The sequence below is a fragment of the Variovorax boronicumulans genome, assembly GCF_030812215.1.
GTDB classification, from domain to species: Bacteria; Pseudomonadota; Gammaproteobacteria; order Burkholderiales; family Burkholderiaceae_C; genus Variovorax; species Variovorax boronicumulans_C.
This window is the reverse complement of the sequence record NZ_JAUSSG010000001.1, coordinates 673,646-698,405: the sequence shown is the minus strand read 5'-3', so window position 1 is coordinate 698,405 and position 24,760 is coordinate 673,646. Positions and strand designations below refer to the sequence as shown.

The following is a 24,760-nucleotide window of genomic DNA, read 5'->3' as shown; positions in this document are numbered from 1 at the left end:
GTTTTGCTAATGCTTGGCTTACATTCGACGGCCCTCGAAACCGCCCACCCAGTGACCTCCAGCTCTGCCAGCTCCGCCAGCCCTGCCGCACGCCCCAAACGCGTCCTGGTGATCCACTACTCCCAATCCGGGCAGCTCGACAGCGTCGCCGAGCAGATCGTCGCGCCGCTGCGGGCCGACCCGGCCATCAAGGTGCACGAGGAAACCCTGCGTCCGCTGGCGCCGTTCCCGTTTCCCTGGCCCTTCATCAGTTTCTTCGACGCTTTTCCGGAATCGGCCCACATGAAGCCGCCGCCGCTGGCGCCGCTCTCGCTCACGGGCGACGAGGATTTCGACCTCGTCATCCTCCCGTACCAGGTGTGGTTCCTCGCGCCCTCGCAGCCGGTCACCGCGTTCCTCAAGCACTCGCTGGCCGCGCGCCTGCTCAAGGGCAAACCCGTGGTCACCGTCATTGCGTGCCGCAACATGTGGCTGCTGGCCCATGAAAAGCTCAAGGGCATGCTCGACGACGTGGGCGCGCGCCTCATCGACAACGTGGTGCTGACCGACCCCGGCCCGACGCTCGCCACCTTCTTCACCACGCCGGCGTGGCTCATCTGGGGTCGCAAGCGCGGCTTCTGGGGCATGCCCGATGCGGGACTCAGTGCTACGCAGATTCGTAGTACGGGCCGTTTCGGCCGTGCGCTGCGCGATGCGCTGCATGGCGACCTGGAGCGCGGCACTGGGCCGCTGCTGGCCGGGCTGGGCGCGGTCGAGGCCAATGCGCGCCTGCTCATCAGCGAGAAGGCCGGCACCCGCAGCTTCTTCCTCTGGGGCAAGCTCATCATGGCGGCCGGCGGGCCCGGCGCCTGGCCGCGCAAGCCGCTGCTGTTGCTCTATGTGGTGTTCCTGCTTGCGCTCATCGTCACGGTCGTGCCGGTGAGCCTGACACTGCAGGCACTTCTGCGACCTTTGTTCAAGGGGTGGCTGACTAAAATGACAGCCCAATTCGAGTGCCCGTCGGGCTCCGCCACGGACCGCTCCCACCTCTATGACGTCTGATGTCTTCCTGACCCGCACCGCCGCCTTCCTGCCCTTTTCCCCGGTCAGCAATGAAGACATCGAAGAAGTCCTCGGCCGTATCGCCGGCAAGGCGTCGCGCGCGCGGCGGCTGATTCTTCGCAGCAACGGCATCCAGTCGCGCCACTACGCCATCGACCGCGCCACTGGCCAACTGGCCATGACCAACGCGCAACTCACCGCCTCGGCCATCCGCGGACTGGGCGACGACATCGGCCCGGTCGACTGCCTGGCCACCGGCACCTCGCTCCCCGACCAGCTCATGCCCAACCACGCGGTGATGGTGCATGGCGAACTCGGCTGGCCGCGGCTCGAAGTGGTGGCCTGCGCGGGCATTTGCCTCGCGGGCACCGCGGCGCTGAAGCACGCCTGGCTGTCGGTGCGCTCGGGCGATGCGCGGCGCGCGGTGGCCACGGGCTCGGAGCTGGCGTCGGCCGTGATGCGCGGCTCCCGCTTCGAGGCCGAGCTCGAGCACAAGCTCGAAGCGCTCGAAGAAAGGCCCGAGCTGGCCTTCGAAAAAGACTTCCTGCGCTGGATGCTGTCAGACGGCGCCGGCGCGGTGCTGCTGGAGCGCGAGCCGCGCGGGCCGCTGTCGCTGCGCATCGACTGGATCGACCTGTCGTCGGCCGCGCACGAACTCCCGGTGTGCATGTATGCCGGCGCCGACAAGAACGCCGAAGGCGGCCTCGACGGCTGGGCCCGCACAGCGCCCGCCGACTGGCACCGCGACTCGACCTTCGCCGTCAAGCAGGACGTGCGCCTGCTCAACGACAACATCGTGCGCGCCACGCTGGCCGAACCGCTCGCCGCCGTCATCGAGAAGCGCGGGCTCAAGTCGCAGGACATCGACTGGTTCCTGCCGCACCTCTCGTCGAACTACTTCGTCGAGCCCGTGAGCCGCTGCCTCGACGCCATGGGCTTTTCGATTCCGCGCGAGCGCTGGTTCAGCAACCTCTCGCGCAAGGGCAATACCGGCTCGGCATCGCCTTACATCATGCTGGACGAGCTGTTTCGTTCCGGGCGCATCCAGCCCGGCCACAAACTCCTGATGTTCGTTCCGGAAAGCGGCCGCTTCTCCAGCGGCTTCATCCATATGGAGGCCGTATGAAACCCCCACGCTCATCGCTTCGCGTATCGCTGCCCTCCGAGGGGGCGCAGGCCTCCCTTGGGGCGGCCCGGCGGGAGGCCTGACATGGACCTCGACGCAGTTCCGCAGGAGGGCAACGCGACCCTCGACGGCCATTCCAAGCTGATGTACGCGCGCGATGCAGCGGGCCGTGTCGTCACCACCACCTCGCGGGGTTGGGAGGCGGAAGAGATCGTCACCAGCCATGCGGTCGACGTGCTGGTCGAGCAGGCGAAAGAGGCGAAGGAGCGGGCGAAGGCCGGGCTCGCATCGCCGCTCGAATACTGGATGTACGAGCGCCGCATGGACGTGGCGCTGCTCTCGCAGACCAGCGGCTTCTGGCAATGGCGCGTGCGGCGCCACCTGCAGCCCCGGCATTTCTCGGCGCTCTCGCAGGCGCAGCTTGCGCGCTATGCCGAGGCGCTGGGCCTCCCGATTCCCACCTTGCAAAGCCTGCCGTGAACTTTCAACACCAACAGGCGGCGCACTGCGAAAGCGGCGTCATCTCCAGCCTGATGCGCCACCACGGTGCGCCGATGACCGAGAGCATGGCGCTGGGCCTGTCGTCGGCGCTGTCGTTTGCGTACCTGCCGTTCATCAAGCTGTCGGGCCTGCCGCTCATCTCGTACCGCATGCCGCCCAAGGCCATCATCAAGGGCCTGTTGGCACCGATGGCCGCGCGCTTCAGCTTCGAGACCTTCCGCAGCCCCGAGGCCGGGCAGCAGCGGCTCGACGCGCTGCTGGCCGACGGCCGGCTCGTGGGCCTGCAGACCTCGGTCTACTGGCTGCCGTACTTTCCGCCGAACATGCGCTTTCACTTCAACGCGCACAACCTGCTGGTCTACGGCAAGGACGGCGACGACTACCTGATCAGCGACCCGGTGTTCGAGGAACCCGTGCGCTGCGCAAGCGCCGACCTCGCGCGCGCGCGCTTCGCCAAGGGCGTGCTCGCGCCCAAGGGCCTCATGTACTACCCGCAGGCCATCGATCGCAAGGCGGTCGATGCCGCCTCGGTGACCAAGGCCATCCGCAAGACGGTGCGCAACATGCTCGCCCCCATTCCCATCGTCGGCGTGCGCGGCATGCGCACGCTGGCCAACCGGATGCAGCGGCTGTCGGCCACCGATCCGCGCAGCGTGGATTTCATCGGCCACCTCGTGCGCATGCAGGAAGAAATCGGCACGGGCGGGGCGGGCTTCCGCTTCATCTACGCGGGCTTCCTGCAGGAGGCCGCGCAGCTGCTCGGCAAGCCGCAGCTCACGCAGATGTCGGAGCGGCTCATTGCCATCGGCGACGACTGGCGTGCCTTCGCGCTCAAGGCGGCGCGCATGGTGAAGGGGCGCGAGCCGGTCGATCCGGCCGCGCTCGCGGGCAAGCTGCGGGAGCAGGCGCAGCAGGAAGAGACGTTCTTTCGCGACCTCAAGGCCGCCGTCGCCTGACCAATGCTCGCGCTCAAGAATCTCGGACACCGCTACCCGCACGCCACGGCCCCCGCGCTGGCCGACGTCTCGCTCGCCGTGCCGCGGGGCTGCGTGCTGGGGCTGCTCGGGCCGAACGGCGCGGGCAAGACCACGCTGATCTCGCACCTGTCGGGCGCGCTCGCCGTGCAATCGGGGGAGATCCTGATCGATGGCCAGCCGCTGCAGCAGGTGCGCGCGAAAACGCCGACGCGCATCGCGGTCGCGCCGCAGGAGCAGGCGTTCTATTCGATGCTCACGGTGGCCGAGAACCTGGCTTGCTTTGCCGCGGCGAGCCGGCTGTCGGGTGTGCGCAAGCGCGAGCGCATCGACGCCTGCATGCATTTTTCGCAGCTCGAGTCGTTCGCCGGCGTGCGTGCCGATCGGCTGTCGGGTGGCCTCAAGCGCCGGCTGAACCTTGCGATCGCCTTGCTGCCCGAGCCCGAGCTCATGCTGTTCGACGAGCCCACCGTGGGCGTCGATCCGCAGTCGCGCGCGTTCATCCTCGATGCCATCAAGAGCCTTGCGCAGGCGGGTGCGGCGGTGATCTACGCCTCGCACTACATGGAGGAGATCGAGGCCATTGCCGACCGCGTCGCCATCCTGGACCACGGCCGCGTACTGCGTGAAGGGTCTCTCGACGATCTGCTGTCCAGGAGTGCGATGCTTCTCACGCTGGCCGCCGACGGGCTCGACATGGAGATGTTGTCGCGCTTCGGCGCGGTGGAGCAGGGGGCGGCGCAGTGGCGCATCCACCTGAACCCCGGCAGCGGCCCCGGCCCGGTGCTGGCGGCACTCGAAGCCTCGGGCATCGAGGTGCGCCATGCCGAGTTCGGCCGGCATGACCTCGAACAGCTCTTCATGGCATTGACCCATCGCTCACTGCGAGACTGACCGACCGAACCGCATGCTGCCCGCGCTCATCAGGAAGGAACTGCTCGCCCTCGTGCGCGACATGCACGGCCTCGCCGTGCTGTTCCTGATGCCGATGGTCTTCATCGTGCTGATGTCGCTCACGCTCAAGGACATCTACCGCCCGCCGCTCGCCGAGCTCACCTACGCGGTCGATGCGCGCGACACCGCGACGCCCGCCAAATGGCTGCTGCAGATCTGGCAGCGCAGCCACGGCGCGCCGCAGCCGCTTGGCGCGGACTGGCAGGAGCGCCTTCGCAACGGGTCGCTCAAGTACGTGATCGTGCTGGAGCCGGGCCTCTCGGAAGAGCTGGAATCGGCCGCGCTCTCGACCAGGGCGCACATCCGGCTGCTGACCGAGCCCGGCATCGACGCCAATCTCTTCAATGCGCTGCGCGCGGAACTCATCGGCGCATCGGGCGAGCTGAAGGCGCGCCTCGCGCTGGCCGTGCCCGGCACCGCCAGCCCGGCGCCCGATGCCTCCATCCAGGCCATGGTGCAGGCCGAGCGCTTCTCCACCGCCGGCCCGCGGCCCACTTCGGTGCAGCAGAACGTGCCGGCCTGGCTGGTCTTCGGCATGTTTTTCGTGGTGGCCTCGCTCTCCAGCCTGTTCGTGCAGGAGCGGGGCTCTGGCGCGCTCGGGCGGCTGCAGAGCCTGGGCGTGTCGCGCACGATGCTGCTGGCCTCCAAGGCCTTGCCGTACCTCGGTGTGAACGCGTTGCAGGCGCTGCTCATGCTCGCGGCCGGCATCTGGTTCATGCCGCTGATCGGCGGCGATGCGCTCTCGCTCGCGGGCATCCACTGGGGTGCCTTGCTGCTGTCGCTCGCGGCCGTGAGCCTTGCCGCGGTGAGCCTGTCGCTCGCGCTGGCATGCCTTGTGCGAACCCATGCGCAAGCGGCTACGCTCGGACCGATGGTCAATGTGCTGATGGCGGCGGCAGGCGGCATCATGGTGCCCAAGTTCGTCATGCCGGGCTTCATGCAGCGGCTGGTCGAGGTCTCGCCGATGAACTGGGGCCTCGAGGCGCTGCTGACCGTGCTGTTGCGCGGCGGCGGCGTGGCCGATGCATTGCCGCAGGTCGGCCGGCTGGTCGCGTTTGCGGCCGCCATGTTCCTTCTCGCAGTCTTTTTGTTTCGCAGGCGCACATCGTGAGTACCCCGTGAGTAGCGTGACCCCTGAATTCATAGCCAGCCTCAAGGCGATGGTGCTCGAAGCCGTCGAGAGAGACGCGCCCCCCGGCGGCCTCGGCGACGACGAGCCGCTGTTCGGCCCCGAGGCGCGGCTGGACCTCGACTCGCTCGATGCGCTGCAGGTGTCGATGACGATCCAGCAGCAGTTCGGCGTGCGCATGCCCGACAGCAAGGAAACACGCCGCGCGCTGACCTCCATCGCCCATCTGGCGGAACACCTCGCGCAGGCGGGAAAAGCATGAGCGCCGCGCCAAGGGTGCACCCATGAGCGACGGCGTCTACCTGGCCTCCACAGGCCTTGCCTGCGTGCTCGGCAACGACATGCCCGGTGCGCTCGATGCATTGCGGCGCGGCGGCGTGCCGCCGACGCCGGTGACCATCGCCAAGGGGAACGGCTGGCCGGTCTACAAGCTTCCGCCCCAGGAGGGCAACTGGCTCGAGCGCGTGCGGCGCACCATGCGCAACGTGGTCGCGCAGACCGGCGAGTGGGGCGACCGTACCGCGCCGCTCTTCGTCGCATCGTCCTCGCTCGACATCGGCTACATGGAGTACGCGAAGCCCGACCTTCGGCTCGGCGGCGACCTGCAGGACTTCGCCACCATCGTTTGCGAGGCGCTCGATTGGCGTGGCCCGGTCTTCACCATTTCCACGGCCTGCACTTCGGCGCTGAACGCGGTGCTGGCGGCCGCCGACCTGATCCGCAGCGGCGGCACCGACGAGGCGCTGGTGCTCGGTGCCGAGCTGGACAACCGGTTCACCGCGGCCGGCTTTCGCGCGATGCAGTTGCTCGCACCGGGCAACGCCCAGCCCTTCGGCGCGGAGCGAAGGGGTCTGGTGCTGGGCGAAGCCGTGGCGGCGTTGCGTCTGGGCTCGCGGCCGACGCGCTGGCGCATCACGGGCGGCGCGAACGTGGTCGACGGGCGCAACCCGTCGGGCACCGAGGCCAGCGCCGTGCGCGCCATGTGCCAGGCGGCGCTTGTGCAGAGCGGATTGCGTCCCGAGGACATCGACCTCATCAAGGTGCAGGCCGCGGGCAGCCCCGTCAACGACGCCATCGAGGTGGAGGCGCTCAAGCAGGTGTTCGACCGGCTGCCGCCGCTGGTGTCGCTCAAGTCGTCGCTCGGCCACACGCTCGGCGCGGCGGGTGCCGCCGAGCTGGCCCTCCTGGTCGGCTGCATCGAGGGCGGCGCCTGGCCTTCGACCGACTATCCGCTGGACGAAACGCTGGGCATCACGCTGAGCGCCGAGCCGCCCGCGAAGCTGCGCAACATCCTGCTCAACGTGGTCGGCTTCGGCGGCGGGCATGCCTCGCTGCTGCTGAGGGATTGCCACGCATGAGCGCCGCGCCGAGGGTGTACCGATGAATGCCTTGCCCAGGGACATAGCGATGAATGCGGGGATCGACACCGTCTGGCGCACCGTCGCCCATTTCGTTGTTCATCCGCCGCCGGCGGACTGGCGCGACGAACTGGCGCGCCGCCTCGGCCGCCGGCCGCGCCGCGTCGGTCTTTGGACCGAGCTGGCGATGTATGGCGCACGCCGCTGTCTCGACATGGCGGACGAAGCCGCGCTGCCGCAGGGCGCGCGCCTGCGCGTCGCCAGCAAACGCGGCGCCTGGGGCGCCACCTACACGGGGCTGGAGCAACTCGACGCCGGCTTGCCGATGCCATTCACCTTCATGCAGAGCCAGCCCGCGCTGATGCTCGCAGAGGTCGGCCGCTGCCTCGAATGGCAGGGGGACGCGAGCTTCATGCTGTGCCGCGATCCCGAGCGCCTGCTGCAACTGGCAAAGCTCGGCGCTCCCCGCGACGGCCTGCTGTTCGGCATCGTCGAGGAAGAGCGCAACGAGGAATTGCCGCGCACCGAATGGTGGCGGCTGGTGCCGACCTGAGCGCTCGTGCGCAGCAGGTCAGCGGTGGGATGTCACTCCCACCATGCTTCCATCTGTATGCCGAAGGTGGTGGCGTTCCTGCGGCCATTGGCGCCGAAGCTGGTGGCGTTGGCATCGCCTGCGGCCTTGTTCCAGCTCGCGCGCGTGGCGTAGATGCGGAACTCCGGCCGGGTCCAGAAGTCGGTGTTCGGCGAGAACGCCACCGCGATCGTGCCCTTGTTCAGCGTCTGGCGGGGCTGGTCGTCGGTGCTGCGGCGCGTGGTCGAGAGCTCGGCCAGCAGCTTGGTGTACTTGGCGATGCCGTAGGAGACACGCCCGCCCAATGAGAAGTCCTTGGTCTCCGGGCCGTTGTCCGGTCGCGTGGTCTGGTAGCCGATCAGGCCCTGGCCGCCGAAGCGCCCGAACTGGAAGTCCACCGAATCGAGAATGCGCCGCTGCTTGGCGCCCGCCTGCGGCGTGATCACCGTGCGCTCGACCAGCGGCGCGAACAGCAGCGTGTTCTCCAGCCCGAAGCCCGGCGGCAGCAACAGGCCCGTGGTCGTGGTGCTGTTGTCCAGGTTGTAGAACTTGCCGCTGAGCGAGGCGTGGCCGGTCGATGCCTGCACGATGAAGGTGTTGTTCAGGCCCGGCAACAGGTCCTTCTGGATGTGCATGAGCCCCAGCGCGCCGCCGTCGCGGCCCTTTGCGAAGTCGCCCGAGATCAATCCACCCGTCACCGTGAGCTTGCCGCCGGGGTTGGTGGGGATGTCGCGCCACTGCACATTGATGCGCTTGGCGTTGTTGGGGTTGCCGCTCTTGTTGTCCACCGAGTCGGCCGTGTGCAGGGCCACGTTCAGGCGCCCGTAGCCCCAGAGAGGAATGTCGTCGATGCCCGCGCCGTAGTTGTCGCCATCTTCCACCACCCACTTGTCCACGATGTGCACGTCCTGCACGCGGTGGTAGCGCTGGCCGGCCCAGAGGGTGGCGGCGTTGCCGAAGATGCCGGTCAGGGAGAAGTAGGCCTGCGCGGTGCCGCTCTTGCCGTTGTAGATGGTGGGCATGTAGAACACGCCCCACTTGATGCCCTCGCCCATGTCGAAGCGTTTGCCGATGCCGAATTCCAGGTAGTTGTCGCCCTCGTTGCCCAGGCGGTACTTCTGCAGGTCGCCGCCGAGCGAGTAGCCGCCTTTGAGGCGCCCCTTGCCGGCGCTGAAGAAGCCGCCGCGGCCGTAGCCCCAGAACTCCAGGCCGGTGGCGTCGTTGATCTTCTTGACGAACTCCTTGGTGGGGTCCTTGGCTTCGGCCTGCGGGGGCTCGTCGGTTTGCTGGGCCTGGGCGTGGGTATGGGCGCAGAGGCCGGCCAGCAGAAGGACGGCAGTAGCGAGTTGGGTCAATCGGGTGTTCACAGGGGATGTCTCCTTGGTTGGGATTGGTTGTGGGAGGCGGTCGTCGAAGGTGTCGGGCAAAAGCAGGCCCTCACCGGCCGTTGGCGGCAGTGACAGATGCAGGTGAAAAAGGGGAAAGGGGCTACCGCTTCATCGGGCGATGCGATCGGTGTTCGTCAAAGGTCCATGGATCGACTCCTTCTTCTGGCGTGCGGTGAACGGGAGGGGGGCGAAAAAAGGGCGTGCGTGTGCTCCGCGGAAGGCCGGGGCCTTTCGCGTGAATGGTTTCGGTGAGAGCGCGTCTACGCGGCTCGGCGGCGAAGCACGAGAGGCGCTATGAGCGGCGGTGCGCGCGTCGCATCGCGACGGGTGGGCGAACAGGTTGTCGGCATGCTGTATCTCCTCAGTTCTGGCTGCTTCTCATCGGCAGTGTCTTGGGGTATTTGTGTGCGCAGGGGGCGCGTTTCCCGAGGTGGCTTGTGCGTGACGGCCGCAGTGTAGAGGCGTGGTTTCGCGGTGCGGCGTGTGATTTCCCGCACGCAACACAGCGTTCTCAACGCAACAAACCGGCGGCCTGGCCGGCGGTGCGTCGGTGCCCCGTACCGGGGCTCAGCTTGCGGCGATGGAGTGCTGCAGATTGGTGCGCGCGCGGGCTTCGAGCAGCGCGTGCATCCGGGGCGTGGCGTAGATGGCGTCGCGATCCAGGAAGCGCTGCAAGATCGCGCGCCGGCGCGGCAGGCGCACTTCGTCGGGCACGAAGGCGTATTCGGCGTGGACCTGGCGCTCGTACTCGGCAAAGCGCGCCGGCTCGGCACCGAGGATGGAGAGATCGATGTCGATCAGGAGTTCGGCATCGCGGCCCTCGGGCACCGCGTCGTGGCGCGTGGCCATCACGAGCGCATGAATACGTTCGGCTGCTTCTTCGTTCGCACCCGCGGCCCGCAGGGCCTCGCGCGCCCAGTCGGCGCTGCGCGCTTCGTTGTCGTGCGCATGTACGTCGTAGATCGCGTCGTGGAACCAGAGTGCGATCGCCACTTCGCCCGGGTGTTCGGCCAGCGCCTTCTCGCGCTCGAACCAGGCAAGGCATTCGCCCAGGTGCTGCATCGTGTGGTAATGGCGCTGCGGCTCGCCGTAGCGGCGCTGCAGTTCGGCGCACAGGGCGAGGTCGGGTGCTTCGATGCCCAGCGCGCGCCACGCCTCGGTCCAGTTCGCAAGCAGCGCCTCGGGTTTCATCATGGGTGAGGCGCTATTGCTCCATGGCGGCCTTGACCTCCTGGCCGAGGTCGAGCACCGACATCGCGTAGTAGCTGCTCCAGTTGTAGCGCGTGATCACGTAGAAGTTGCGAGTGCCGGCCACGTAGGTCGGTGGTGCGTCGGCGCCGTTCTGCAGCTCGACGAGCGCGAGCAGGCCCTTGTGGCGGATGCCTTCGCCTTCGGGCACCGCACCGGCGGCCACGAAGCTGTCGGCACTGAAGGTGGGGAGGATGTCGGGTGCGAGCAGCAGAGCCTTCTTGAGCCGCGCCTCCTCGAAGTGCACCGGATAGGTGGCGGGCATCCCGGGCGTCCAGCCGAAGCCCTTGAAGTAGCTCGCGACCGAACCGATCACGTCGGCAGGGTTGTTGACCAGGTCGATGCGGCTGTCGCCGTCGAAATCGACCGCGTACTTGGCGATGCTGCTGGGCATGAACTGCGGCATGCCCATGGCACCGGCGTAGCTGCCGAGGGGAACGAGCGGGTCTTCGGCGGTGCGGCTCTCGGTGCTCAGGAAGCTTTCGAGCTCACCGCGGAAGAAGGCTTCGCGCTCGGCCGCGCGCGGATGGCCCTGCGGGAAATCGAAGGACAGCGTGGCCAGCGCATCGATCACCCGGAAGTTGCCCATGTTGCGTCCGTAGATGGTTTCCACGCCGATGATGCCGACGACGATTTCGGGCGGCACGCCGTACACCTGCTCGGCACGCGCCAGCGTGGCCGCGTTGTCGCGCCAGAAGCGCACGCCGGCCGCGATGCGCACCGGGTCGATGAAGCGGCTGCGGTAGGTCTGCCAGTTCTTGACCGTGCCTACCGGGCCCGGCAGCATCAGCCGCGGCACGTTGGGCAGGAAGCGCGCGCTGCCGATGGTGGCGCGCACCCATTCGCGGTCGAGGCCACGGCGTGCCGCCACGTCGTCGGCAAATTGCATTGCGTCGTCGCGCGTTGCGTACGGGGTGCTGCCGCGCACGGGGCTCGTGGCGCCATTGCGGCCGTTGGCGGATTTCTGGGCCGAAGCCCCCGTGGAACCTACGCAGCAAGCGACGAGAAGAACAATGGCGGCGGCGGCGCGAGAGGGCTTGGGGAGAAAAAATCGCATCGGCCGATTGTGCCGCCCGCTTGCGCAGGGCTGCCGGCGGGACACATGTGGTTTCAGCCGCGTGGATTTGCGGCAGGCCAGGCGAGGCGCCGGAACTCCGCGCGCAGGGCCGCGAGCGTTTCGGGCGCAGCCTCTGCATAGCGCTGGGCCTCGAGCTTGAGCAGCCAGTCGCGGACCGGTTGCGCGGCGGCGCCGAAGCGTGCATCGGCCTGGGCGGCCATCTGGCGCGGCGGGGCGGTCTCTGGCACCGTGAGCCCGGCTTTCGCGAGGCGCGCGCGGGCCTGGCCGAGGAGGCGCAGCCACGGGTCGTGCCGGCTGCGCTCCCACAGCGTCCAGCCTGCGCCGGCCAGGCTCGCGGCGATGACCAGGTAGAGCAGCACGTAGGCCAGGTCTTCCAGGCTCGGCGCGTCGAAGCCGAGGTTCTTCAGCAGGTTGAGCTGGCGGCTCTGGGTGTAGTTGAGCACCCACTGGTTCCAGCCGTTGTTCACCGCCTCCCAGGCGGCGCGCAGGTTCTGCACCAGCGTCGGGCTCATCGCGCCGATGGCGCCGGCAAAGAGGCCCGGCTGCGGCGCGAGCCGCTGCAACTGGCCGATGCGGCCAGGAGCGACCGAGGCCGTCGGGTCCACGCGCACCCAGCCCGCATCTTCTTGCCAGACCTCGGTCCAGGCATGCGCGTCGCGCTGGCGCACGATCCAGTAGTTGTCGATGCTGTTGAGCTCGCCACCCTGGTAGCCCGTCACGATGCGCGAGGGAATGCCCAGGTTGCGCATCAGCACCACGAAGGCCGAGGCGATGTGCTCGCAGAAGCCCTCCTTGCGATCAAACCAGAATTCGTCTGCCGTGTCGTTGCCGTAGACGCCGGGCTCCAGCGTGTAGGTGTAGCCGCCGGTGCGAAGCCGCTGCAGCGCGGCCTGGACGAGCGCGGGCGTGGCGGCGCCGGCCAGCGCGGGGTTGTTGCGCATTTCCGCCGCGAGCGCGGCGGTGCGCGGGTTCGTGCCGGGCGGCAGTGCCAGGTAGGCCTGCAACTGCCCGCCGGCGCGGCGCACCGGGCCGCTCTGGAATCGCGGATAGCTCTCGGCGCGATAGCGCAGCAGGTCGGTGACGGGGCGGTTCGAGATCCACTGCAGGTCGGGTGTGCCCACGGCTTCGAGGCCGGGGGCTTCGGGCGCCTTCTGCGCCGCATCGAGCGTCAGCAGCCAGGGGCGGTTGTTGGGCTCGAGCGTGACCTCGTAGCGCACCGGCTCGCCGGTCACGCGCAGGTTGGCGAGCCCTTGTCCGCCGCGCCCCCATGGCGGGAGCGCCGTCCACTCGCGACCGTCGAACTGGCCGAGCACCGGGCCGCGAAAGTAGAGCTGGCTTTGCGGCGGCGTGCGGTTGTCGTCGAACTTGATGCGCGCGGCAATGCTGTCGTCGAGCGCCAGCTCGGCGATGGCGCCGACGCGCATCGTGTTCGAGAGCCCCGAGCGCCCGGCCATCGCATCGCTCGGCGTGCCCCAGAGCGGCGCGAAGCGCGGGAACAAGAGAAACAGCGCAAGCATGATCGGCGCGCCGGCGAGGGCCATCCATCCGGCCGTGCGCGCGGCCTGCAGCAGCGACGGCTTGCCCACGGGCATGTGCGCGTTGACCAGTGCCGTGAGCAGGCCCAGCAGCGCGAGCAGCATCGTGAAAGCTGTCAGCAGCGACTGCGAATAGAAGAAGTTCGTGAGCATCGCGAAGAAGCCCAGGAAGAAGACGACGAAGGCGTCCCGGCGGGCGCGCAGCTCGAGGGTCTTGAGGGCCAGCAGGATCACGATGAGCGTGACGCCCGCGTCGCGGCCGAGAAGGGTGCGATGGGTGGCGTAGGTGCCTGCCAATGCCAGGGCGAGCAGGGCGATGCGCCACCAGCGGCTGGGGAGGGGGCGGGCCTCGATGGCGAGCGAGCCGCGCCAGAGCAGCACCAGCGCCGTGAGTGCGGAGCACCACCAGGGGAGGTTCTCGATCTGCGGGAGAACGATCAGCGCGATGACTGTCAGCAGGAAGAGAGTGTCCCGGGCGTCCCGTGGAAGGGCCGCGAGCTTGAGCATCAGCTTGTTCATGCGGTGCGCTTCAACCAACGACTCAACCGGTCGATCAACATAAGGCCAGTGCCTCCAAGCAGGCCCGCTTGTGCGCCTCTCCCTGCGAAGGCTTCATCACCCGGCCCGCGACACGGACGCCGTAGTCCACGCCGAGCCGATCCGCCATCAGCACCCATGCGCAGAGCCGCGACAGCCGGGCCTCGGTGTCGGCGAGGCCGGTGGCCTGCGCATCGAGCCACAGCTCCTCGCGCTGCGTGTGCTGCGTGTCGCGGCTGACGAGATCTTCCGAGCCCGCCGCCTGCGCACGCGCGGCCTTCTTCCAGACCACCAGCTTGAGCGGATCGCCGCGCCGGTACGCGCGCACGCCGTCGTACTCGCCAGCCCCATGCGCGCGCTGCGCAGCCGAGATGGCCGCCGGACCGGACAAGGGCTCGCCGGGCGGCAGCGGCGGCGGATGCGCCTCGGGCGCCGGATACACCAGCATCTGCGCCGCCGGGCGCCAGACCGTCCACACGCGGAACGTGCCGAGCGGAAAGCGCGTCTCGGCGGTCAGCGGTGGCACCGCATGCAGTCCACGCCGCTCGGGCAGGAAGGCGATCTCGACGGTGGAGGTGCCTTCGGCCGGCACATCGGTCCAGGCCCACTGTCCGCTGCCGCGCACCGCCATCCCGATGCCATAGCGCACGCTGCGCCGCTCGTTGTGCAGTACCACCCGGAAGACGGCGGCCGCTCCGGCGTAGTGCGCCTCGGGCGGCATCATGCGCATCGCGAGGCCGCGCAGCGTGGCATGGCACACATGCATGCCCACCGCGACACTGCCGGCCAGGAGAAAGGTCAGGAGGTAGCCGAGGTTGAGCTGGTAGTTGATCGACGCGACCAGCAGCACCAGCAACGTGGCCGCCAGCGTCCAGCCGGCCCGCGTGGGCACGATGTAGACGTTGCGCTGGGTGAGCTCCAGCGTGTCCGACGGCGGCCGCCGGGACAGGAACCAGCCGTCGATGCGCGAACGCAGGGCGCCGACAGGATTCACGGCAGCGGTACGGCAGCGATCATCGCGCGCACCTGCTCGACGGCGCCCCGGCCCGCATCGCCCACGGGGGTGAGCCGGTGCGCGATGGTCTGCGGCAGCACCGACTGCACGTCGTCCGGCGCGACGTAGCTGCGGTTGGCCAGCAGCGCCTGCGCCTTGGCGGCGCGCAGCACCGCAATGCCGGCACGTGGAGACAGCCCTTGCAGGAACCAGCGGCCCGATCGCGTGGCGGCGATCAGGTCCTGCACATAGTTGAGCAGTGGCTCGGAGGCATGCACCTGCTGCACGCGCTGCTGGATGGCGGTGAGTTCGCCGGCGGTCAGCATCGCGGGCAGGCTCGCGAGCATCTCCCGCCGGTCGGCGCCCGAGAGCAGCAGGCGCTCGGCGGCGCGGTCGGGGTAGCCGAGCGAGATGCGCATCAGGAAGCGGTCGAGCTGCGATTCGGGCAACGCGAAGGTGCCCAGCTGGTCCTGCGGGTTCTGCGTGGCGATCACGAAGAAGGGCGTCGGGAGCGGGCGGGTCTCGCCTTCGATGGTGACCTGTTTTTCTTCCATCGCCTCGAGCAGGGCGCTCTGGGTCTTGGGGCTCGCGCGGTTGATTTCGTCGGCCAGCAGCACCTGCGCAAAGATCGGGCCGGGATGGAACACGAAGGCCTGCTGGCCCCGGTCGTAGATCGCCACCCCCGAAAGATCGCCCGGCATCAGGTCCGCGGTGAACTGGACCCGCGAAAACTGTAAACCGAATGTGTGTGAAAGAGCGTGGGCGAGGGTGGTCTTGCCGACCCCCGGCACATCCTCGATCAAGAGGTGTCCTCCAGCGAGCAGGCAGGCCACGCAGTCACGCACCTGCGCCTCTTTGCCGACGATCACCGTGTTAAGCTGACTCAGCAAAGTGGCAAGCTTCGCAGCAACGTCCATATTTGTATCCATATGCAAACGATACCGTAAGACTTGGCGGCCCCATGCCGCGTGAGGTCTAGACGTGGCGACAGAGACACATGGGCAAGACAGGCTACTTCACACACCGCGACTTCTGGAAGCACGACATGGGTCGGGGTCATCCCGAGTGCCCCGAGCGACTGGATGCCATCGAAGACCGATTGCTTCTCACCGGCGTCGGCGATGCATTGGAGCACTGCGAAGTGCCGCTGGCCACGCTGGAGCAACTCACCCGGGCCCACAGCGTGGCGCACGTCGAACTGCTCGAAGAACTGCACCAGCGCCTGGTGGCCGACGAACCGGCCGGCGGCCCCGACCACGCCCAGCTCGACCCCGATACCTCCCTGAACCGCTTCACCCTGCTGGCCGCTCGCCGCGCCGCGGGCGCCGCCATTGCCGCGACTGACGCGGTGATCTCGGGCGACGTCGAGAACGCGTTCTGCTCGGTGCGCCCACCCGGCCACCACGCTTGCCGCGAACGCGCGATGGGCTTCTGCTTCTTCAACAACATCGCCATCGCGGCGCGGCATGCGCTTGAAGTGCATGGCTACGACCGCGTGGCCATCGTCGACTTCGACGTGCACCACGGCAACGGCACCGAGAACATCCTCTCGAACGATCCGCGCGTGCTGATGGTCGGCTTCTTCCAGCATCCGTTCTATCCGTACAGCGGCACCGAGCATCCGGCGTCGAACATGCTGAACCTGCCGATCCCGGCCTACACCCGCGGCATGGATGTGCGCGAGCTCATCGAAGCCGCCTGGATGCCGCGGCTCGAGGAGTTCCGCCCGCAGATGGTTTTCATCAGCGCGGGCTTCGACGCCCACCGCGAGGACGACCTGGGCCAGCTCGGCCTCACCGAGAACGACTTTGCCTGGATCACCAGCCGCATCCATGACATCGCCAGGCGCCATGCGCGTGGCCGCATCGTCTCGATGCTCGAGGGCGGCTACAACCTCGATGCGTTGGCGCGCAGCGTGGAAGCGCACATCCGCGTTCTCGCGGATCTGTAACGCAATCGGCGCGGACGGCGCCTTGTTCCTTCATCGATGAATTTCAACGACTTCACACAACGCCTGAAACAGGTCGATGCCGCTGGCATCGGCATCGAGTTGAGCGTGCTCATTGCCTGCGTCGCGCTGGCCTGGGCCATCTGCAAATGGTTCGGCCGCGACCAGCCCAAGGACTCCATCTGGTTCGGCGAAAGCACCTTCGACGGGCTCCTGTTCCCGCTGCTGTCTCTGGTGTTCACCGATCTCGCGCGGCGCGTGGTGATCGACTTTCAGCCGGTGCTGGTGTTGCGCATCGCGGTGTCGGTGTTTCTCTCGCTCGCAGTCATCCGGCTCTTCGCTCGGGTGCTCAGGGCGGTGTTTCCCACCTCCAACCTGGTGCGGCTGATCGAGCGCACGATCTCGTGGCTGGCCTGGATCGCGGCCGTGCTCTGGATCGTCGGGCTGCTGCCGCCCGTGCTGGCCGAACTGGACAACATCACGCTGGCCTTCGGCAAGACGCGCGTGAGCGTGCAGACGATCTTCCAGGGCGTGCTGTCGGCCGGGCTGGTGCTGGTGATCGCGCTGTGGATCGCCTCGACCATCGAGAAGCGCATCCTGCGCGAGGCCGTCACCGATCTCTCGATGCGCAAGGTGGCCTCGAATGCGGTGCGTGCCTTCCTGCTTCTGATCGGTTTGTTGTTTGCGCTGTCGGCGGTGGGGGTGGACCTCACGGCGCTGTCGGTGCTGGGTGGTGCGCTCGGCGTGGGTCTTGGCTTCGGGCTGCAGAAGCTGGCGGCCAACTATGTGAGCGGCTTCGTGATCCTGCTGGAGCGCTCGATCCGCATCGGCGACAACGTGAAGGTCGACACTTTCGAAGGCCGCATCACCGACATCAAGACGCGCTACACGCTCATCCGCGCCGGCAACGGACGCGAGGCCATCGTGCCGAACGAATCGTTGATCACCAGCCGGGTGGAAAACCTCTCGCTGGCCGACCGCAAGTTCAACATCACGACCAACATCGTGGTCGGCTATGAGAGCGACGTGGCGCAGGTGCAGACGATCCTGTGTGAAGCCGCCAAGGCGCAATCGCGCGTGATGACCGACCCCGCGCCGGTGGCCTACCTCGTGAACTTCGCGCCCGATGGGCTCGAGTTCAGCCTGCACTTCTGGGTGGCCGATCCGGACAAGGGCAAGGACAACCTGCGCTCGGCCATCAACATTGCGATTCTCGAAGGACTGCGCGGGGCGGGCATCGACATTCCCTATCCGCAGCGTGTGCTGCGCGTGGAATCTTTGCCGCCGGGCATCGCGCCGGCGCCCGGCGCTGTTTTATAATCGCTGAAAAGCACGATCGTTCTTTTTTTCGGATCCGCAGTGCCGACAGGAAGAATGGAGAGGCTGCAAAGGTCGCGTCCTAGAATGACCGGTTGCCCTCGAAGCCCCCTTTTTGCAATCCAATGGAGTCAAGTCAATGAAGGTTCTTGTGCCTGTCAAACGGGTCGTCGATTACAACGTGAAGGTGCGCGTCAAGAGCGACGGCACCGGGGTGGACATTGCCAACGTCAAGATGAGCATGAACCCCTTCGATGAGATCGCTGTCGAAGAAGCTGTGCGTCTGAAAGAGAAGGGCGTGGTCACCGAAGTGATCGCCGTCTCTTGCGGCGATGCGAAGTGCCAAGAAACCCTGCGCACCGCGATGGCCATCGGCGCCGACCGCGGCATCCTCGTTGAGACCACCGAAGAGCTGCAGCCCCTGGCGGTCGCCAAGCTGCTCAAAGCGTTGGTCGAAAAGGAACAGCCCCAGCTCATCATCCTGGGCAAGCAAGCCATCGACGATGACGCCAACCAGACGGGCCAGATGCTCGCCGCCCTGGCCGACCTGCCCCAGGCCACCTTCGCCTCCAAGGTCGACCTGGCCGCCGACAAGGTCACCGTTGCACGCGAAGTCGACGGCGGCATGGAAACGCTGACCCTCACGCTGCCGGCCGTCATCACGACCGACCTGCGCCTGAACGAGCCGCGCTACGTCACCTTGCCCAACATCATGAAGGCCAAGAAGAAGCAGCTCGATGTCTTCAAGCCCGAAGACCTGGGCGTCGATGTGAAGCCCCGCCTGAAGACCCTGAAGGTCAGCGAGCCGCCCAAGCGCGGCGCAGGCATCAAGGTGCCTGACGTGGCGACGCTGGTGGACAAACTGAAGAACGAAGCGAAGGTGATCTGAACATGACCGCACTTGTTATTGCCGAACACGACCACGCCAGCATCAAGCCGGCTACCTTGAACACCGTGACCGCAGCGCTGGCCTGTGGTGGTGACGTCCATGTGCTCGTGGCCGGTGCCAATGCCGCCGAAGCCGGCAAGGCCGCCGCGCAGATCGCCGGCGTGTCGAAGGTCATCGTGGCTGACAGCCCCAGCCTTGCTGAAAACCTGGCGGAGAACGTCGCGGCCCAGGTGCTGGCGATCGCATCCAACTACAGCCACATCCTGTTCCCCTCGACCGCCAACGGCAAGAACGTCGCACCGCGCGTGGCTGCCAAGCTGGACGTGGCCCAGATCAGCGACATCACCAAGGTCGACAGCCCCGACACCTTCGAGCGTCCGATCTACGCCGGCAACGCGATTGCCACCGTGCAGAGCAGCGATGCCACCAAGGTGATCACGGTGCGTACGACCGGCTTCGACGCCGCGGCAGTAACGGGCGGCACCGCCACCGTTGAAACCGCCGAAGGCGTCGCCGACAGCGGCAAGTCGAGCTTCGTCGGCCGTGAAGTCACGAAGAGCGAGCGCCCCGAACTGACGGCCGCCAAGATCATCGTCTCGGGTGGCCGAGCCCTCGGCAGCGCCGAGAAGTTCACTGAAGTGATGGCCCCGCTGGCCGACAAGCTCAACGCGGGCCTGGGCGCCAGCCGCGCAGCCGTCGATGCGGGCTACGCCCCGAACGACTGGCAAGTGGGCCAGACCGGCAAGATCGTCGCGCCGCAGCTGTACATCGCAGCGGGCATCTCGGGTGCGATCCAGCATCTGGCCGGCATGAAGGATTCCAAGGTGATCGTGGCGATCAACAAGGACGAAGAGGCGCCGATCTTCTCGGTGGCCGACTACGGCCTCGTGGCCGACCTGTTCGTGGCCGTGCCCGAACTGGTGAAGGCGCTCTGATCGCACTGCCGCATTGAGCCGAAGGGCATCGTTCGCGATGCCCTTTTCGTATCCGCTGTATCTGGAGACAAGAGACATGAGCTACACCGCCCCCCTCAAGGACATGCTGTTCGACATCGAGCACCTGGCCAACATCGGCGAGATCGCCAAGCTGCCGGGCTTCGAGGACGCAGGCCTCGAGACCGCGCAGGCCGTGCTCGAGGAATGCGCGCGCTTCAACCAGGACGTGGTCGCGCCGCTGAACATCGAAGGCGACCGCAATCCCTCGTCCTTCAGGGGCGGTGAAGTCACCACCACGCCGGGCTTCAAGGATGCCTTCGCGCAGTACGTCTCTGGCGGCTGGCAAGGCCTTCAGCATCCGGCGGACTTCGGCGGCCAGGGCCTCCCGAAGACCATCGGCGCGGCTTGCGGCGAGATGCTCAATTCGGCCAACATGAGCTTCGCGCTGTGCCCGCTCCTGAGCGACGGCGCCATCGAAGCGCTGCTCACCGCCGGCTCCGACGAGCTCAAGGCCGTGTACCTCGAAAAGCTCGTGAGCGGCCAGTGGACCGGCACGATGAACCTCACCGAGCCGCAGGCCGGCAGCGACCTCGCGATGGTGCGCAGCCGCGCCGAGCCGCAGCCCGACGGCACCTACAAGGTGTTCGGCACCAAGATCTTCATCACCTACGGTGAGCACGACATGGCCGAGAACATCGTGCATCTCGTGCTGGCCCGCGTGACCGGCGCGCCCGAAGGCGTGAAGGGCATCAGCCTGTTCGTGGTGCCCAAGTTCATCGTCGGCAAGGACGGCGCACTCGGCGAGCGCAACGACGTGCACTGCGTGAGCATCGAGCACAAGATGGGCATCAAGGCCTCGCCGACCGCCGTGTTGCAGTACGGCGACCACGGCGGCGCTGTGGGCTACCTCGTGGGCCAGGAGAACCGCGGCCTCGAGTACATGTTCATCATGATGAACTCGGCCCGCTATGCCGTCGGTATGCAGGGCATCGCGATCGCCGAACGCGCCTACCAGCACGCCGTGGCCTACGCCAAGGACCGCGTGCAGAGCCGCCCGGTCGACGGCTCCATCAACGCCAGCGCACCCATCATTCATCACCCGGACGTCAAGCGCATGCTGATGACGATGCGTGCCTACACCGAAGGCTGCCGCGCGATGGCTTCGGTGGCCGCCGCCGCCTACGACGCTGCGCACCATCACCCCGATGCGGATGCGCGCAAGCAGAACCAGGCCTTCTACGAATTCATGGTGCCGCTGGTCAAGGGCTACAGCACCGAGATGAGCCTCGAAGTGACCTCGCTCGGCGTGCAGGTGCATGGCGGCATGGGTTTCATCGAGGAGACCGGCGCCGCGCAGTACTACCGCGACGCGAAGATCCTCACGATCTACGAAGGCACCACCGCCATCCAGGCGAACGACCTCGTGGGCCGCAAGACGGCACGCGATGGCGGCCAGACTGCCAAGGCCATCGCCGCACAGATCGAGAAGACCGAGGCCGAGCTCGCCAAGAGCGAGAGCGCCGCCGCAGCCTCCGTGCTCAGGCGCCTGAAGGCCGCGCGCGAAGCCTTCATCGAAGTGGTCGACTTCGTCGCGGGCCAGACCAAGGCATCGCCCAACGCGGTGTTCTCGGGCAGCGTGCCTTACCTGATGCTCGCGGGCAACCTCGTGGCCGGCTGGCAGCTTGCGCGTTCGCTGATCATTGCGGAAGACCTCGCCTCGCGCAGCTTCGACACCGACTTCATGCTCGCCAAGATCGCCACCGCGCGCTTCTACGCCGAGCACATCCTCAACAAGGCGCCCGGCCTGCGCGACAGCATCGTGGACGGGGCCGAGAGTGTCACGGCCCTGGCGCTCGACGCGTTCTGAACCGCGTTCCGTGTCGCCCACCTGACCGGCGGCACGGGCCTTCCTCTCTTATAAAACCGAACCCATTCCCGGAGACAACATGTCCAAGCTGCCCCCCGTCCTCGCGAACCTGCCGCTGCCGATCATCGGCTCGCCGCTGTTCATCATCAGCAACCCCAAGCTCGTGATCGCGCAATGCAAGGCCGGCGTGGTCGGCTCGATGCCCGCGCTCAACGCACGGCCCGCAGCGCAGCTGGAAGAGTGGCTGATCGAGATCACCGAAGAGCTCGCTGCCTACAACAAGGCCAATCCCGACAAGCCCGCAGCACCGTTCGCCATCAACCAGATCGTGCACAAGAGCAACGACCGCCTGGAGCACGACATGGAGATGGTCGTGAAGTACAAGGTGCCGATCGTCATCACCTCGCTGGGCGCGCGCACCGACGTGAACGACGCGGTGCACAGCTACGGCGGCGTGACGCTGCACGACATCATCAACAACAAGTTCGCGCAGAAGGCGATCGAGAAGGGCGCCGACGGCATCATCGCCGTGGCGGCCGGCGCCGGCGGCCACGCGGGCGTGAAGAGCCCGTTCGCGCTGGTGCAGGAAATCCGCCAGTGGTTCGACGGCCCGATCGCGTTGTCGGGCTCCATTGCCACCGGCGGCGCGGTGCTCGCGGCGCAGGCCATGGGCGCCGACTTCGCCTACATCGGCACCGCCTTCATCGCGACCGAGGAAGCACGCGCGAGCGACGACTACAAGCAGGCCATCGTCGACGGCACCTCGGACGACATCGTCTACTCCAGCCTCTTCACCGGCGTGCACGGCAACTACCTCGCGCCCAGCATCGTCAAGGCCGGCATGGACCCGGCCAACCTGCCCGAGGGCGACGTGAAGACCATGAACTTCGGCGGCGGCGACGGCAGCAAGGCCAAGGCCTGGAAAGACATCTGGGGCTCGGGCCAGGGCATCGGCGCCGTGACCGAAGTGGCCAGCGCCGCCGCCTTCATCGAGAAGCTCAAGCGCGAATACCAGGAAGCACGGCAGCGGCTCGCGCTTTGAGCCTCGGCTGACCATGGCTTCCGCCATCGCGCCCCCGTCGCCGGGGCGCATGCCGTTGCTCGACGCTGCGAAGGGCGTCGCCTGCGCGGTGATCGTGGGGCATCACCTCTCGCGCTACGGACCGATGCCGGCGGGCGCCTATGGGCTCGCGCCCGATTTCTTCGGCTGGCTGGCGGACGACGGTCGGCTCGCGGTGCAGGTGTTCCTCGTGATCGCGGGATTCCTCGCGGCCGCGAGCCTTGCGCCGGATGGCCTCTTGCGCGTCGACCGGCCCATCGCACGCATCCTGCAGCGCTATGGACGGCTGGTGATGCCGTACCTGGCCGCGCTCACCGTCTGCGTGCTGGTGGCCGCGCTGGTGCGGCCGTGGCTCGATGAAGACGTGGTGCCGGCATCGCCGAGCATCGGGCAGTTGTTTGCGCATGGCCTGTTGCTGCAGGACCTGCTGGGCTACGAGTCGCTGTCCACCGGTGTCTGGTACGTGGCCATCGACTTCCAGTTGTTCGCGCTCGCATTGATGCTGGTCGGCCTTCCGGCCATGTTGAGCCCACCCGCAACGGGCGTCGTGAATCGATCGTCGCGATGGATGCCCGTGCTGCTCGTGCTCGCGCTGGCCGTGGCCTCGCTGGTGCTCTTCAACCGGAATGCCGACCTGGACGACACCGCGCTGTATTTCTTCGGCGCCTATGGGCTCGGCATGCTGGTGTTCTGGATCGGCCGCGCCACGCGTGCCAGCACCTGGCAGGGCGCCGTGGCGCTGCTGGTGCTGGTCGGCGCCGGGGCGCTCGCCATCGAATGGCGCAGCCGCATCGCGACGGCGCTGCTCACGGCGCTGCTGATCGCACTCGCGCAGCACAGGCATTGGCTGTCGCCCGCCAAGTGGCCGGCGGCAGCGGTGCCGTTGCAGCGCCTGGGGCGCATGTCGTACTCGCTGTTCCTGATTCACTTTCCGGTGCTTCTCGCGATGAATGCCCTCGTCGCCAATCTCGCGCCGCACGGGCCGTGGGTCGACCTGCTGGGCATGGCGGCGACCTTCGGACTTTCCGTGGCGGCGGCGGCATTGCTCTACCGATGGGTCGAGACGCGCCCGGCGTCGTGGCGCGGCGTGTTCGCGCTGTTCGCCGCGTTGCTGGTCAGCGGCGTCGTCGTTTCGTACTAGCGCACTAGGCTGAACCAGCGGGCGGGCCGTTGCCTGCACGAGGCGCCGCGCGCGCCGCCGCCGATCGGTACGACCCCGGCGCACCGCCGGTCCATGTCTTGAAGGCCCGCTGGAAGGCCGCGCTGTCCGCGAACCCCAGTTCCTCGGCCAACGCCGCGAGCGGCACGGTGCTGGTGTTGAGCCGCACGATGGCCACGTCGCGCCGCAGCTGGTCCTTCAGCGACTGGAACGACGTGCCTTCGGTCGCCAGGTGGCGCTGCAAGGTGCTGACCGACATGTGCAGGCTGCCCGCCGTGGTCGCGAGATCGGCCCACGCCGGCCGGTTCTGCTGCAGCACCGCGCGCACCTTCGCGCTCACGGCCTGCTCGGCCAGCCGGGGCAGGATCACGTTGGCCGGCGAGGCCGAGAGAAAGGCCTGCATCGCGTGCGCATCGCGATGCATCGGCGTGGCGAGCGCGCTGGCATCGAACCACACGGCCGATAGCGGCTGGCCGAACTGCAGCGGACCGGGGAATACCTTGGCGTAGCCGTCGGCATAGGGCGGCAGCTCGAAGCCGAAATCGAAACGCCGTGCCACCAGCCGGCCGCCATGCAGCCATGCGAAGAGCCGCCAATACACCCGCAGCATCAGCTCGTGCAGAAAGTTCTGGTGCGGCGCCTGCAGGTTGTTCAGCCGCAGGCCGAAGCCCGCGAGCGGGCCTTCGTGCAGCAGCACCAGCGAGAGGTCGTCCTGCAGCAGGCTGAAGGTGTGGGCCACGCGGCGCAACGCCACCTCGAAGGTGGGCGCGCCCAGCGTGGAGCGCAGCATCAGGGCGAAGCTGCCGCAGCGCAGGCGCCGCGTGAGAAAGCACAGGGCCTCGTCGTCCAGCCGCTTCATCAGCAGGGCGAACAGGGCGACGTACTGCTCGGCGGTCACGCGTGACGCCGTTTCTTCGAGCAGCGACGGCGCGATGCCGGCGTCTTCCAGCGCGATGTCGATGTCCAGAGGCGCATCGGCGCCACGGGCACGGATGCCCGACAGCATGCCGTGGACAAAAGCGATCGGAATGGTGACGGGTGGTTGCAGCATGAGACGCAGCGATCAGACACCAAGCATGCCACCGTGTCGATTGACGTTTTCTGCAATGCGATCGAAGCGAAGCGCAATCGCCGGGCGGGAGCCGGATTTC

At 67.6% G+C, this 24,760-nt stretch carries 23 protein-coding genes; 16 read left to right on the top strand and 7 right to left on the bottom strand.

What is annotated here, in order from left to right:
* Positions 1–9: 9 nt before the first annotated feature.
* The 9 genes from J2W23_RS03225 (at position 10) to J2W23_RS03185 (ending at position 7,636) form a co-directional block, all read left to right on the top strand.
* Positions 10–1,041 carry a dialkylrecorsinol condensing enzyme gene (locus tag J2W23_RS03225; protein ID WP_307647661.1) on the top strand — a complete coding sequence of 344 codons (1,032 nt, stop codon included), beginning with the start codon at positions 10–12 and terminating at the stop codon, positions 1,039–1,041.
* Complete coding sequence (locus tag J2W23_RS03220) at positions 1,031–2,167, top strand: beta-ketoacyl-ACP synthase III (protein ID WP_307647660.1); 1,137 nt, start codon at positions 1,031–1,033, stop codon at positions 2,165–2,167. Before J2W23_RS03225 ends, J2W23_RS03220 begins: the two co-directional genes overlap by 11 nt.
* 84 nt (positions 2,168–2,251) lie before the next feature.
* A complete protein-coding gene (locus tag J2W23_RS03215) occupies positions 2,252–2,647 on the top strand; it encodes a hypothetical protein (RefSeq protein WP_307647659.1) in 396 nt (131 codons plus the stop codon).
* Complete coding sequence (locus J2W23_RS03210) at positions 2,644–3,624, top strand: BtrH N-terminal domain-containing protein (RefSeq protein ID WP_176658336.1); 981 nt, start codon at positions 2,644–2,646, stop codon at positions 3,622–3,624. The genes J2W23_RS03215 and J2W23_RS03210 overlap by 4 nt, the downstream gene beginning before the upstream one ends.
* Before the next feature lie 3 nt (positions 3,625–3,627).
* Entirely contained in the window at positions 3,628–4,536 is a 909-nt protein-coding gene (locus tag J2W23_RS03205) for an ABC transporter ATP-binding protein (protein ID WP_307647658.1), read from the top strand.
* A 13-nt stretch (positions 4,537–4,549) separates the two neighbouring features.
* Positions 4,550–5,707: an ABC transporter permease gene (locus J2W23_RS03200; RefSeq protein WP_307647657.1), complete on the top strand. Its 1,158-nt coding sequence runs from the start codon at positions 4,550–4,552 to the stop codon at positions 5,705–5,707.
* A gap of 49 nt (positions 5,708–5,756) precedes the next feature.
* Positions 5,757–5,987: an acyl carrier protein gene (locus tag J2W23_RS03195; RefSeq protein ID WP_176658987.1), complete on the top strand. Its 231-nt coding sequence runs from the start codon at positions 5,757–5,759 to the stop codon at positions 5,985–5,987.
* Positions 5,988–6,009: 22 nt separating this feature from the next.
* Positions 6,010–7,083 (top strand): beta-ketoacyl synthase N-terminal-like domain-containing protein, encoded by a 1,074-nt coding sequence (locus tag J2W23_RS03190; protein WP_176658333.1) that lies wholly within the window; start codon positions 6,010–6,012, stop codon positions 7,081–7,083.
* 49 nt (positions 7,084–7,132) lie between these two features.
* Complete coding sequence (locus J2W23_RS03185; protein ID WP_307647656.1) at positions 7,133–7,636, top strand: hypothetical protein; 504 nt, start codon at positions 7,133–7,135, stop codon at positions 7,634–7,636.
* A gap of 32 nt (positions 7,637–7,668) precedes the next feature.
* Here the strand turns inward: J2W23_RS03185 and J2W23_RS03180 are convergent, their stop codons facing one another.
* The 6 genes from J2W23_RS03180 to J2W23_RS03155 all read right to left on the bottom strand — a co-directional run bounded on the left by J2W23_RS03180 (position 7,669) and on the right by J2W23_RS03155 (position 15,351).
* Positions 7,669–9,021 (bottom strand): carbohydrate porin, encoded by a 1,353-nt coding sequence (locus tag J2W23_RS03180; protein ID WP_307647655.1) that lies wholly within the window; start codon positions 9,019–9,021, stop codon positions 7,669–7,671.
* A gap of 588 nt (positions 9,022–9,609) precedes the next feature.
* Positions 9,610–10,233, bottom strand: coding sequence for an HD domain-containing protein (locus J2W23_RS03175; protein WP_307648058.1), 624 nt, complete (start codon positions 10,231–10,233; stop codon positions 9,610–9,612).
* A 13-nt stretch (positions 10,234–10,246) separates the two neighbouring features.
* A complete protein-coding gene (gene mltB / locus J2W23_RS03170) occupies positions 10,247–11,347 on the bottom strand; it encodes a lytic murein transglycosylase B (RefSeq protein ID WP_307647654.1) in 1,101 nt (366 codons plus the stop codon).
* Between the two features lie 53 nt (positions 11,348–11,400).
* Positions 11,401–13,422: a transglutaminase family protein gene (locus J2W23_RS03165; protein ID WP_307647653.1), complete on the bottom strand. Its 2,022-nt coding sequence runs from the start codon at positions 13,420–13,422 to the stop codon at positions 11,401–11,403.
* 34 nt (positions 13,423–13,456) lie between these two features.
* Positions 13,457–14,434 (bottom strand): DUF58 domain-containing protein, encoded by a 978-nt coding sequence (locus tag J2W23_RS03160; protein WP_307647652.1) that lies wholly within the window; start codon positions 14,432–14,434, stop codon positions 13,457–13,459.
* On the bottom strand, positions 14,431–15,351 hold the full coding sequence (locus J2W23_RS03155) for an AAA family ATPase (RefSeq protein ID WP_176658328.1): 921 nt from the start codon (positions 15,349–15,351) through the stop codon (positions 14,431–14,433). Before J2W23_RS03155 ends, J2W23_RS03160 begins: the two co-directional genes overlap by 4 nt.
* A gap of 80 nt (positions 15,352–15,431) precedes the next feature.
* Here J2W23_RS03155 and J2W23_RS03150 point away from each other — a divergent pair, with 80 nt between their 5' ends.
* The 7 genes from J2W23_RS03150 (at position 15,432) to J2W23_RS03120 (ending at position 23,591) form a co-directional block, all read left to right on the top strand.
* Entirely contained in the window at positions 15,432–16,385 is a 954-nt protein-coding gene (locus tag J2W23_RS03150; protein ID WP_176658327.1) for a histone deacetylase family protein, read from the top strand.
* A 36-nt stretch (positions 16,386–16,421) separates the two neighbouring features.
* The gene (locus tag J2W23_RS03145; RefSeq protein WP_307647651.1) at positions 16,422–17,702 is read left to right on the top strand and encodes a mechanosensitive ion channel family protein; all 1,281 of its coding nucleotides are present in this window, start codon (positions 16,422–16,424) and stop codon (positions 17,700–17,702) included.
* 136 nt (positions 17,703–17,838) lie between these two features.
* Positions 17,839–18,588: an electron transfer flavoprotein subunit beta/FixA family protein gene (locus J2W23_RS03140; RefSeq protein ID WP_307647650.1), complete on the top strand. Its 750-nt coding sequence runs from the start codon at positions 17,839–17,841 to the stop codon at positions 18,586–18,588.
* Between the two features lie 2 nt (positions 18,589–18,590).
* Complete coding sequence (locus tag J2W23_RS03135; protein ID WP_307647649.1) at positions 18,591–19,523, top strand: electron transfer flavoprotein subunit alpha/FixB family protein; 933 nt, start codon at positions 18,591–18,593, stop codon at positions 19,521–19,523.
* Positions 19,524–19,599: 76 nt separating this feature from the next.
* Positions 19,600–21,390 carry an acyl-CoA dehydrogenase gene (locus J2W23_RS03130; RefSeq protein WP_307647648.1) on the top strand — a complete coding sequence of 597 codons (1,791 nt, stop codon included), beginning with the start codon at positions 19,600–19,602 and terminating at the stop codon, positions 21,388–21,390.
* 79 nt (positions 21,391–21,469) lie between these two features.
* Positions 21,470–22,432: an NAD(P)H-dependent flavin oxidoreductase gene (locus tag J2W23_RS03125; protein ID WP_176658323.1), complete on the top strand. Its 963-nt coding sequence runs from the start codon at positions 21,470–21,472 to the stop codon at positions 22,430–22,432.
* A 49-nt stretch (positions 22,433–22,481) separates the two neighbouring features.
* Entirely contained in the window at positions 22,482–23,591 is a 1,110-nt protein-coding gene (locus J2W23_RS03120; RefSeq protein ID WP_307648057.1) for an acyltransferase family protein, read from the top strand.
* A gap of 4 nt (positions 23,592–23,595) precedes the next feature.
* Here the strand turns inward: J2W23_RS03120 and J2W23_RS03115 are convergent, their stop codons facing one another.
* Entirely contained in the window at positions 23,596–24,660 is a 1,065-nt protein-coding gene (locus tag J2W23_RS03115) for an AraC family transcriptional regulator (RefSeq protein ID WP_307647647.1), read from the bottom strand.
* Positions 24,661–24,760: the final 100 nt, after the last annotated feature.